Source organism: Larkinella insperata (assembly GCF_026248825.1).
GTDB lineage: Bacteria > Bacteroidota > Bacteroidia > Cytophagales > Spirosomataceae > Larkinella > Larkinella insperata.
Genome location: NZ_CP110973.1, coordinates 1,427,496 through 1,439,671, shown reverse-complemented (window position 1 = coordinate 1,439,671; position 12,176 = coordinate 1,427,496). Strand labels below are relative to the sequence as shown.

General features: G+C 52.5%; 7 protein-coding genes and 1 tRNA gene. 1 reads left to right on the top strand and 7 read right to left on the bottom strand.

From position 1 onward, the window contains the following. Nucleotides 1-9 precede the first annotated feature (9 nt). Nucleotides 10-1,083, bottom strand: a complete 1,074-nt coding sequence (locus tag OQ371_RS05805) for a mannose-1-phosphate guanylyltransferase (RefSeq protein ID WP_265992840.1) — start codon at nucleotides 1,081-1,083, stop codon at nucleotides 10-12. 523 nt (nucleotides 1,084-1,606) lie between these two features. On the opposite strand from OQ371_RS05805, the gene OQ371_RS05800 reads away from it, so the two are divergent. Then, nucleotides 1,607-4,627, top strand: a complete 3,021-nt coding sequence (locus OQ371_RS05800; RefSeq protein ID WP_265992838.1) for a TonB-dependent receptor — start codon at nucleotides 1,607-1,609, stop codon at nucleotides 4,625-4,627. A 48-nt stretch (nucleotides 4,628-4,675) separates the two neighbouring features. Here the strand turns inward: OQ371_RS05800 and OQ371_RS05795 are convergent, their stop codons facing one another. The 6 genes from OQ371_RS05795 to OQ371_RS05770 form a co-directional block, all read right to left on the bottom strand. After that, complete coding sequence (locus tag OQ371_RS05795) at nucleotides 4,676-5,554, bottom strand: MerR family transcriptional regulator (RefSeq protein ID WP_265992837.1); 879 nt, start codon at nucleotides 5,552-5,554, stop codon at nucleotides 4,676-4,678. 219 nt (nucleotides 5,555-5,773) lie between these two features. Continuing rightward, nucleotides 5,774-6,424, bottom strand: coding sequence for a carotenoid biosynthesis protein (locus OQ371_RS05790; protein WP_265992836.1), 651 nt, complete (start codon nucleotides 6,422-6,424; stop codon nucleotides 5,774-5,776). 68 nt (nucleotides 6,425-6,492) lie between these two features. Next, nucleotides 6,493-6,568 (bottom strand) — tRNA-His (locus tag OQ371_RS05785). Between the two features lie 108 nt (nucleotides 6,569-6,676). Then, nucleotides 6,677-7,285, bottom strand: coding sequence for a superoxide dismutase (locus tag OQ371_RS05780; RefSeq protein WP_265992835.1), 609 nt, complete (start codon nucleotides 7,283-7,285; stop codon nucleotides 6,677-6,679). Between the two features lie 65 nt (nucleotides 7,286-7,350). After that, nucleotides 7,351-7,785 carry a nucleoside deaminase gene (locus OQ371_RS05775; RefSeq protein ID WP_265994269.1) on the bottom strand — a complete coding sequence of 145 codons (435 nt, stop codon included), beginning with the start codon at nucleotides 7,783-7,785 and terminating at the stop codon, nucleotides 7,351-7,353. 54 nt (nucleotides 7,786-7,839) lie between these two features. Then, nucleotides 7,840-12,156 (bottom strand): Ig-like domain-containing protein, encoded by a 4,317-nt coding sequence (locus tag OQ371_RS05770; RefSeq protein WP_265992834.1) that lies wholly within the window; start codon nucleotides 12,154-12,156, stop codon nucleotides 7,840-7,842. Nucleotides 12,157-12,176 lie beyond the last annotated feature (20 nt).

Below are 12,176 nucleotides of genomic sequence, written 5' to 3'. Positions count from 1 at the left end.
CCAGCATTTTTAAACGAAGTGTGCTCCGTGGTTTTTAGCGTCGGCCACGAATTCTTTCACTTTCTGCTCTTCTTCTTTGGGGCAGATCAGCAGCACACCGTCAAACTCCGCCACGATAAAGCCTTCCAGGCCGCTGATCACAACCAGCTTATTCTTGGGCGTTTTGATGATGTTATTGCTCGTGTTGTAGAGCATGTGCGTGCCGTCGGTCACGTTTTGATTGTCGTCTTTCCCCGATACTTCGTACAGGGATTTCCACGTCCCCAGATCCGACCAGCCGAAGTCACTTAATACCACGTAAACGTTATTGGCTTTTTCCATGATACCGTTATCAATGGAAATGTTTTTGCAAAGCGAATAAGCCTTGTTGATGAACGCATCCTCTTTCTCGGTGAAATACCACTCGTCACCTTCCGCAAAAATCTCTGCTGTTTCGGGCATGTAAGCTTCAAACGCTTTCCGAATGGCCTGAGCGTTCCAGACAAAAATCCCGGCGTTCCATACGAACTCGCCACTCTCCAGAAACTGCTGGGCTAGTTCCAGATGCGGTTTCTCGGTAAACGTTTTGACTTTCTTAACGGGGTGGTTATCCGAATCCGGAATGTACTGAATGTAACCGTAGCCCGTATCCGGACGGCTGGGCTGAATACCGAGTGTAACCAGAATGTCCTGATTGGCCGTGGCTTCCAGAGCCGTGCGGATCGTATTTTTAAAGTCTTCTTCTTTCAAGATGATGTGGTCGGCCGGGGCAACAACCATATTCGCCTGTGGATCTTTCTGAGCAATTTTATACGCAGCGTAAGCGATGCAGGGTGCGGTATTCCGGCGAACGGGTTCGCACAGGATTTGATCGTCGCTGAGGTACGGGAGCTGTTCTTTTACCAATTGCTGATACTCGGCACTGGTTACAATATAAATATTTTCTTTCGGGCAGATTCCGTCAAAACGCTCCGCCGTTTGCTGAAGCAGTGATTTGCCGGTACCGAGAACATCGTGAAATTGCTTGGGATAATTGGTGCGGCTAAATGGCCAGAAGCGGGTTCCAACTCCGCCAGCCATAATAATTACATACGTATGATTCATAGTAAATTAAAACTCTGGATATGCGTTTAATCCCTTAAATTGAAGAAGGGGCTTCTAAACTACAAGGAATGAGACAAAAAGTTAGTAAACTCTGAGTTTTCTTAGGAAAAAGCGGTGCAAAAAGAGGATTTTAGTAATGTCCCCGTTTTCTAGTTGACCATTCGTTGAAAAATTCTCCCTAAACACAGGAAGCGCAATGACCACATTGTCAGCATCAAAAAAAAGACCCGCTTCAAAAGTACCGAACGGCATTGAGGTTCAGGAGCAAACTCACATTACGGTTTTATTAAATTGAAAACGATACAAAAGCGATAGTACCAGAAAACACCCGCGCCAAGGATTTACGCTTTGGCCAGTAAGGCAACAGTAAATTTACGATCTATTGCCAGATTATCAGTAGGTTGCAGGTACCTTTATCAGTCACTGCTGTATTTTGTAACAATTTGTTGTAATTATTGTAATTTTCTTGCATTCTTGCTTTCAAATACTCAATGTCGTCCTATGTCAAAATAATTACTGGCTCATGAAAAAAAGTAACAAGCAGCTATTCCTTTTCTTCGGGTTTTGGCTGGCAACAACTGTGTGGTGTTTTGCGCAAACCAAAATTACCGGAACCGTTACGGAAGGAACTACACGGAATCCGTTGGTGGGCGTCAGCATAACCGTAAAGGGAACAGTAGCTGGAACCATTACCGATAGCAAAGGCCAATTTGACCTGACCACATCCGTACCAACTCCCCTTACGGTTGTGGTGTCATCCGTCGGTTTTCAGACCCGTGAGATACCGGTTGACAATCCGTCCGGTCTGACCATTGAGCTGCAGGAGCAGGTGATGCTGGGTCAGGAAGTGGTCGTGTCGGCGTCGCGGGTAGAAGAGAATGTGATGAAATCACCGGTTACGGTCGAGAAGATGGATATTCGGTCCATTCAGTCGACACCGGCTCCCACGTTTTATGACGCCCTGCTGAACCTGAAAGGGGTGGATATGAGTACGCAAAGCCTGACGTTCCGGTCGGTCAACGTGCGGGGTTTCAGCGCCAACGGGAATACGCGGGTAGTTCAGCTGGTCGACGGCATGGACAACCAGGCACCGGGGCTTAACTTTTCGGTGGGCAACATCGCCGGTATGTCTGAACTGGATGTGGAAAGCGTTGAATTGCTGCCGGGTGCGGCATCGGCCCTTTACGGACCCAACGCCATCAACGGGCTGCTGCTAATGACGAGCAAAAATCCGTTTCAGTATCAGGGGCTGAGTGCGTACGCCAAAACCGGCATTATGTCGGCCAGCAACCGCGCCACCGCCACCACCCCCTTCTACGACGCCGGGATCCGGTACGCCAAAGCCTTTAACAACCGACTGGCGTTTAAAGCCAGCGTTTCCTACCTGAGCGCCACCGACTGGCAGGCCACCGATTACCGGGATCAGGGATTTGCCAACGGCTTTACAATGGCCAACGGCACCCGTCAGGCCAACCCCGGTTACGACGGCATTAACGTTTACGGAGATGCCAGTGCTAACCTGAGCGCGTTTCAAAGCACGATTGCGCAACTGCTACCGGTTCCCCCGGCTCAGATTGCGCTAATCTCGCCGGATCTGGCCCGCATTATTGGAGGCATCAATCAACTGTCGTCCGCGACGAATATTCCGGCGACGCGCATTATCAACGAGGTTCTGTTGCCCAACGTGACGGTATCCCGGACTGGCTATGCCGAAAATGAACTGGTCAATTACAAGGTTAGCAGCCTAAAATTGAACGGGGCGCTGCATTACCGCATCAACGACAACCTGGAAGCAATCCTGCAAGCCAACTGGGGAACAGGTACGACGGCCTACACGGGTCAGGATCGTTACTACATCAAAGGATTCAGCATCGGCCAGTACAAAGCCGAGTTGCGGGGTTCCAACTTCTTTGTCCGGGCTTACACAACGCAGGAACGCTCCGGCGATTCGTTTGCCATCGGTATTTTGGGACAGGGAATCAACGAAGCCTGGAAACCGAGTCTCAATCAAAGCAACCTGGCGGGTTCGTGGTTTCCGCAGTACGCCTTTACCTACGCCGGAGGGGCTTTACAAACCTTTGGCACGGCCTTTACCCAGGCCGCAGCAACCAATCCGGCCACCGCTTACCAGACCGCCCTTGGCGCCGTGAATGCCATCTCGGGGAATCTGCACACGGCTGCCCGCGCTGCCGCCGATCAGGGACGGTTTTTGCCGGGAACTCCGCAATTCGACCAGGCGCTGGCAACCGTCACAGGACGGCCGTTGCCCGGAACGCTGCCCAACCTAGGGGCAAAATTCCTGGATCGTACCAACCTCTACCACGGCGAGTTTATGTACAACTTCGGCAAGCTGATCGACCCGACAACCGTGGAGCTGATCGTGGGGGGCAATGTACGCCAATATGCCCTGAACTCCGGAGGCACCATCTTCGCGCTTGACGAAAACAGCAAAGAGTTTAAAATCAATGAGTTTGGTGCTTACGCGCAGGCTTCCAAAACGCTGGTCGACATCCTTAAGCTGACGGGTTCGGTTCGGTACGACAAAAACAACAATTTCAAAGGGCAGTTCAGCCCGCGTTTGTCTGCGGTTTTAACGCTGGCTAAAGTGCACAACATCCGGGCGTCGTTCCAGCGCGGTTTCCGGATTCCAACCACGCAGGCGCAGTACATCAACCTGAACACACCGAGCGCCCGGCTGATCGGGGGCCTGCCACTGTTCCGCGATCGGTTTAACTTCTCCCAAAGTCCGGTTTACACGCTCGAATCCGTGCGGACGTTTGGAGCTGCCCTGCAGGGCGGTACGGCTTTGCCCCAGGCGGCTCAGGCGCTGCAACAATACCAGCCGCAGCAGTGGGATCCCGAGCGTGTTGAAACGTACGAGGTTGGATATAAAGGGTTGATTAAAAACAAGTTATTTATTGATGCTTACTATTATTACAACCGTTTCCTGAATTTTGAGGGAGCGCAGGTCGTTGTGCAGGGCGCTCAGCCTGCCACGCCGTCCAACCCGGCGTCCTTGCTGCAATTGATCAGCGGCACCACCCGCAACATCTACAGTTTCTACGTTAACGCGCCCGTTCAGGTTAAAAACCACGGTTGGGCACTTAGCGCTGATTACCTGCTGCCGGGTAATTTCATCATCGGCGGTAACGTGTCGTTCAATGATCTGTCGAACCGCGGATCGCTGCCGAGCGAATTTGTGACGTTCTTCAATTCTCCCAAATACCGTTACAACCTGTCGTTCAGCAATCGCAACATTCGCGGAAGCGGCTACGGGTTCAACGTCATTTTCCGACACCAGGATGCGTTCTTGTGGGAGTCGAGCTTTGCAAACACAGAAGCTACCTTACGGAAGCAAACTACCATTCCGGCCTTCAGCACCCTGGATGCGCAAATAAGCAAGCGCATTCCGGGCATCAAATCCATTCTGAAAGTAGGAGGAACCAATGTGCTGGGCAAACTCTACACCCAGGCGTGGGGGAATCCGAGCGTAGGCGGCATGTACTACGTCTCGCTGACGTTCGATGAGTTGATGAACCGATGAGTTATCCTGCCATTTTCAACAGGCCATTCAATGCTGAATGGCCTGTTTTTATGACGTCGCTATCCGAATCAGGTCATCGGTTGTGTTGATGATCAGGCCGTTTTCGGGGAGCTGAATATCCTGCCCCACCACCTGGTAGCCGGTCAACAGCAGTTGCGCATCCGGAAACTTTTTGGCCAGATCATCCACGAAAGGCTGCACCTCGTGGTTGCTCGGCGAAGATGTAATGGAGGTAAATATGTAATCCGGTTTATGGGCTTCGTAGGCAAATTCCAGTTCTTTCAGGGGCAGACTTTGCCCCAGGTAAATCACCTTATGGTGCCGGGCCCGGATGACGTAGTTGGCAAACAGCAAACCGATTTCGTGTAATTCCCCCTCCGGCAGAAACAGCATAAACTTTTTAGCCGTCGGGCGTTGCTTGTTAAGCTGACCGTCGATGGCCACAATGAGTTTCTGACGAATCAAACTGGTCATAAAATGCTCCTGAGCCGGGCCAATCGAGCCCGTTACCCACAGCGTACCAATTCGGCTGAGAAACGGATAAATGATATTGATCATCGTGTTTTCAAAGCCGAACTGCAGAATGTTGGTGCTGATGATTTTTTCGAAACGGTCCTCGTCCAAATCAATCATCGCAATCGTCAGGGCGTGAATCTGATCCGGATAAGTTAGTTTGCGGTCGGACAAGGTGATGACTTCCTGCGCCATTTCACCCAACGACATCTTTGAAATTTCTGATATTTTGAAGCCGTGATCCTTTAAAAGCGAGATATTAAGGACCAGCTTTAAATCCAGGTCGTCATAGGTACGAATATTCGTATCGGTCCGCTTGGGAGAAATGATATTGTACCGCTGCTCCCAGATTCGAAGCGTATGCGCCTTGATTCCAGAAAGTTGTTCAAGATCTCTAATCGAGTAAGTGCTCATGGGAATAGTGAAACGTATACTTGTCCCAAGCCAGGTGCGTTAAAAAAGCAACGACGTATAACGGCTTCCGTATACAATTTTAGGTAATTATAACAACGCGAACAAGCTACGAAATGGGAGCGCTGATGGTACCTGATAACGTCTGGTAATATAACTTTCGGGCATTCCGGTATGGATAGTGTACTTTTAAACCACTTTAACAGGAATTAATCCAAAATGTTATGGTTCGATCAGAAAGAAGAACAGCAAGTTATTAACGATGAAAAATACAAATTGAAGCAGCAGCAGCGGAGCCGCCAGACGGTTTTGTTTGCGGAACGGCAGACCGTACCAAATCGACAGGATAACCAGGGAAACTATCCACCACCCGATGTAATTGCGGATGGGAATTTCGGGTTCCAGCCAGGTCCAGAAGTCGAGCCGGACGGCAACGGGTTCAATCCACAAATCCAGCAAAACCATTAGGGAAGCCGCCAGAATGGTTTTAAGGTAAACCGGTACGTTCAGGCGGTCGCAAATTACTCCGCAGCAGTAAGTCAGCATCAGCCAGTTGACGCCAATAATAATCGGTACTGCCCAGAGTTTCCAGCCGAGTGTAGCACCATACTCGTAAACGCCGAAAACAAAACCGGTATGAACGCCTAACACTTCAACCAGAAACCCGAGCAGACTAGCCAGGAGGCAGTAGAAAAAAAAAGACGGTTTCCAGTCGGTGTGAAACAACAGTAACAGAGCCAGAGACCCCAGTAGATTGAACGGCACCAAACTTCGGAAGAGCGGAGAGAGCGCCGGCACCTGCAGACCCACAATCCCGGCCAGGTAAGCCAGCGTCAGAATCGTCAGCACGGGGCGGTACAGTCGGTCGGGCATGACGTGAAAAGCTAAAAGATGCAGGGAATAAAATAAAAAAGCCCTGTTTTTGACAGGGCCAATCGGGAGGGAGAAAGACGGGTCTCGAACCCGCGACCTCCAGAACCACAATCTGGCGCTCTAACCAACTGAGCTACATCCTCCGTGTACGGACTGCAAAAGTAACAAAGAATGATGAATTATGAACAACGAACGATGATTTTTTATTTTCTAACTTCGTTAATCATTCATAATTCACCACGTATCAAGGGCTTATACGGCTTGCTGATACCGTTCATCAGCGCCTTTCCAGTCGACAACGTTCCACCAGGCTGATACGTAATCGGGGCGTTTGTTCTGATATTTCAGGTAATAAGCGTGTTCCCAGACATCCAGACCAAGGATCGGCGTCCCTTTTTGTTCGGCAACATCCATCAGCGGGTTGTCCTGGTTCGGGGTTGATGTGACAGCCAGCTCGCCGTTTGATGTAACGATCAACCAGGCCCAGCCTGACCCAAAACGAGTCGTAGCGGCTTTGGCGAACTCTTCTTTGAAAGCGTCGAACGAACCAAATTTCTGGCTGATGGCTTCGGCCAGTTTGCCGGTCGGTTCACCACCGCCGTTGGGCGACAGGATGTTCCAGAAAAATGTATGATTCCAGTGCCCTCCGCCATTGTTCCGAACCGCTACCGGGTACTTGCTGACATCAGCCACCAGTTCTTCGATCGCCTTGCCTTCCAGCTCGGTGCCTTTCACCGCGTTGTTGAGGTTCGTCACGTACGTATTGTGGTGCTTGCCGTGGTGAATTTCCATCGTCTGCTGATCGATGTGGGGTTCCAGCGCGTTGCTCGGATAAGGAAGGGGAGCTAATTCAAAAGCCATTTTGTGATGTGTTAAGGTGAGACATACAATCAAGTTGTCAAACGCGATAACAGCGACTTTTGGATTTATGTTCGTAACCCCCGAAAAAAGTTGCGTAGCAGGTGAAGGCTTTCGTCGGCCAAAATGCCGGTCGTTAACAGGGTTTTAGGATGCAAAACAGACGGTTTTACGTTCGAAAAACCACGCTTCGGGTCCGGCGCGCCGATCACAATCCGGCCAATCTGCGCCCAGGCCAAAGCACCCGCGCACATTATGCAGGGTTCCAGCGTAACGTACAACGTACAGTCCGTCAGGTATTTCGAACCGAGAAATTGTTCGGCGGCCGTTAAGGCCAGGAGTTCGGCGTGGGCGGTTACATCGGTCAGCCTCTCTGTCTGATTATACCCTTTGGCAATAACGCGGTTTCGACAAACGACAACAGCCCCGACCGGAATTTCGTCTTCTTCAAAAGCCTGTTCGGCTTGTTGAAGGGCTAGTTCCATAAAATAGTCGTCGTTCATCATGCGGGAGACGGTTTTTGGGGCGTCCAATTAAACCATCGAACGCCCCCAAAATTACCTTTTCATAATTTTTCGAACCGTTTTCCGGTCACCAACCTGGATTTGCAGGAAGTAGTACCCCGACGGGCGCTGGCTTAGGTCGAACCTGGTATGGCGCTGGCGCGTCGTGAGCTGGTTTATGATGCGGCCGTTCTGGTCGGTCAACTGCAAACGGGCTGGATCTTTCTGCAACGGCAGATCAATGTCAATCGTCAGCGTATGTTCAGTGGGTACCGGAAAAACCTTCACCGCCGTCGTGAGTGGGTCGGGTTCCAGCCCCAACACGGGTAGCACCCGAATGGTAGCCGTTCCCGTGGCCTTGCCCGTTCCGCAGGTATTCGAAACGGAGGTGACGGTGTAAGTTGTCGATTGAACCGGTGTTACGGTGATGATGTGCGGATTGGTGCTGGTGGTTACCCTCGTTGATTTGGTATTGTCCGAATAGTCAAACGTCCACGGAGCGTCGCCGGTCAGCGCAAAGGCAAGCGGAGTGCGTTCGTTGTCGTAAATGTCTTTCGTACCCGTCAAGGTAACCGTCGGGAGCGCACGAACATTCAGGATGGTGGGGCTTTTGCTGCCGGGCACCGGAACTCGGGGGTTGGTAGCGATCACCCGGACAAGATACAGCCCCTGTGCCAGCGTCGTCGGAAGAGTAGCCGTGGCGGGGCTCTGCGTGGCCTCGGCCGCGATGGTAACCTTGTTGGCAAAAGCCGTATCCGCAGCGAGCGCAATTTCTACATTGAACCGGTTGCCTTCCATAAACTCACCAGCCGTTCCAAAAGGAACCTGAACCGGGGTGCCAACGCAAACCGTTGTAACCGATAACGGGTTGGTCGTAACCGTTGGAACCAGGGCATTGACGGTAAATGTACCCACGGGCGTTCCGGCTCCGCAGGAGTTAGTCACGTTTGTGATGCGGTAGATGGTGGTTTTCTTCGTCGGCAGAAGCTCAATTTCCTTCTGCGCAGCCGTGGCGGTTCCACTGGTGCCATCCGACAGGGTGTAACTGAAAGGCGGCACGCTGGTAAAGGAAATGGTAACGGGAACGGTTTTACCCAGATTGACCGTTGCTGCTCCTTCGATTTTTGCCGTAGGGGGCGCGTTGACGATCAGCCTGATTTCGGCCCGGCGGCTTTCGCAACTGCCAATTTTCTGGGTCACGTAATACGAGTCGCCTTCAGGTTTGGTCGAAATGTTGGTGGTCGGGGGCGTCGGAGCCGTTGCCGATTCGTTTCCGTACGGGTTGATCCATTTCAGGCTTTGACCCGTCGCTTCCAGCGGTTTGGACGGAGCATTCTGGCAGTAAGCCACCGGTGTGGTTACGCCGGGCCTGGGCGTTACAACAACTTTGTAGTTGACGGTCAGCTTGTCACTTTCGCAGCCATCGACGGTTTGGGTGGTTCGGTACGTGTAGGTGATTTCCTGGTCAACGTTCGTTCCCGGCGTGGGCGCCCCATTTAACGGGTTGTTGTTGATATCAAACCATTTCACCCCCTGGCCGTTTGCCTGCAGCGTTTGCGCCGGAGCATCCTGGCAAATTTCCGCTGGACTGGAAATCTGGGGCGCCCCCGGAAGCGGCTTCACCCGCAGCTCCGCCCGCGACTTCGGACTTTCACAGGATTTCAGCGTTTGACTGACGAAATAAACAAACGTACCCGCGTTGTCGGTATTCTGAACGGTATTGGTTATAAGGGTCGTTGAATCGTTGGCATACCACTTCAGAGTTTGCCCGCTGGCCGTTAGCGCAATGGGGACTTCTTTCTGACAAACCACCGGGCGTCCAATCGTAACCTGCGGTGCCACTGGGGTCGGATTGACCGTTACCTTGATTTCGGCTTTGTCGCTTGTACAGCCATTCAGGGTCTGGCTGACGGTGTAAGTATAAGTTCGGGCTTCCTTGTTTGGAATGATGGGAGCTGTTGCGGAGGAATCGCTGGTGAACGTGAACCAGTTTAACTTGGCGCCGGCTACGGGCGTTGCGGCCAAAACCGGAGCCTTGGTGTTCTGGCAAAATTCAAGTGCCGAATCCGTCGTTGTGGGTTTGCCCGGTTTGGGTTTAACAACAATGACAATGGAATCTACGGGACTTTCACAGCCATTGACGGTTTGAGTCGCCAGATAGTACAGATTTCCCGCTTTAGAAGTTGATGGTCTGGGTGCTTCATCCAGGGGCGTTCTGCCGTTGGGTCCGTACCATTTAATCGTACCTGTTCCCCGCGCACTCAGCAAGGATGCCGTCGCTTGTTCGCAGTACGGGTCAACTTTAGAAATGGCTGGTTTGACGGGTAACGGATTAACGGTGACGTCTAATTTTGAGCGATTACTTTCGCAACCGTTCACGGTTTGGGTAACGAAATAGCTGGTCGTTCCGGTTGTACTGACAACGGGTGTCGGTGTGCCAGCTAGGGCTGTTCCGCCCGTTGGGGCCGTATACCACTGGAGGGTTGCACCATTCGGAACCGTCACATTTTTTTCAAGGTCCAACACCGGGGTGCCAACACAGGCCGCTACGTTCCTGGTTGCCGGAGCTGACGGCTTCTCCCTGATCGTAACCGTAATTTCCACGCTTTCACTTACACAGTCGCCCACCCGCTGGCTGACGGTATAGTTGAACACACCCGGATTTGCTGAACCGGGTTTCGGAGCAACGGCAGGATTCGTAACGCCCGGACCAGCCCAGATCAGCGTGGCGCTGGTGGCGGCCGTAGCGGTTAAGGTCGGAATGGATTCGCCAACGCAATAAGCTAACTCTTTGTTAGCCACCACTGGAGCGTTTGGCAGCGCTCTGACGGTGACGGTGACGCTGGTCCGGGGACCTTCACAGCCATTAATGGTCTGGCTGACATAGTACGTGGTCACACCGGCGGTTGCCGTACTCGGTGTCACGGAAGCTTCGCTCGTTCCGCCCGTTGGCGTTGTATACCATTTTAGATTTTGGCCTGTCGCTTCTAACGGTTTAGCCGTTTCTCGCTGGCAGAAAGCAACCGCGCTGCTGGCGACTGGAGCCGACGGAATGGCATTAACCGTTACCTCAATAACGGCTTTCGGACTTTCGCAGCTTGCCCCCACCGTCTGGCTAACGGAATAACTCGTAACGCCGGTTACATTGGTCGGCGGAGTAGGGGGGCCGGCCAGCGCTGCACCATTCAGACCGTACCACTTGAGTGTTCCGCCACTGGCCGCTACGGCCGACAAGGGAGAAGCCGTATTTCCGGCGCAATAGCTAACCGGCGCAACCGTTGGGGCGGGTGGAACGGCTTTTACCTCAACGGTAATCTTGGTCCGTCCGCTTTCGCACCCGTCTACCGTCTGACTGACGTAGTAATCGAACGTTCCGGCAGTTTTGGTATCCGGTACGTTTGAAATCTCATTGCCGCCCGTGGCCGTATCGTACCATTTTAAGTTTTGACCCGTGGCCGTTAAAGGCTTCGCTTCCTGATTCCGGCAGTACGAAGGACCCGCTTCGACCGTTGGGGCTGCCGGTGGTGCTTTAACCGTTACGACGAGAGCCGCCCGGGGGCTTTCACAATCGTTAATGGTTTGACTTACGTAGTAGGTGGTAGTTCCGGTGACGCTTGTGGGGGGCGTTGGAGCCGTTGCCGAGACGGTTCCGCCCGTCGCGCTGGTTCCGTACCAGTTCAGAGTAGCGCCGTCGGCCGGAGTTGCGGTCAGTGGATTGGCGGCAATACCCTGGCAGTAAGTTGCTGGTGAGGTCGTTGGTGCGTTCGGTTTTGCAGTAATGACTACCGTAATGGCCGCTCTTGGACTTTCGCAGCCATCGACGATCTGGCTAACGTAATAAGTGGTCGAACCAACCGCCGTAACTGGCGTCGGAGCCGTGGCTGTACCCGCGCCCCCCGTGGCACTTTCATACCACTGCAATGTTCCGCCGTTGGTTGGGGTTGCGGATAAATCAGCAACGGTAGCGCCCTGGCAGTAAGCAGCGGAAGATACAACGGACGGGGCCTCCGGAATTTCGTTGATGGTTAAGGTTGTTGCACTAACGCTGCCCGTTATGTTGTTTGGGCTGGTCGATACAACACGGATTCGGTAGCCAGCGCCACTGATGGTTGCTGGAAGGGTGCCCGTAATTGGACTACTGGTGCCGCTGCCGATTTCGAAAAAAGCTCCCGAAGCCGGAGCTAGCTGAAGCTTATACTGGGGCCTGGACCCAACGTTGCCTGATGTGGAGAAGGGAACAGAAATCTTGCCGCCCGCGCAGATTGAGGTCGGTGAAATGGCCCCCGTCGTAATTGCCTGGGCTGAAACTATTCCAACACTTCCCAAACACACAATCAGCAAAAGACAATACTGACGTAAAAATTGATTCATACGAAATGGAATTGATTAAG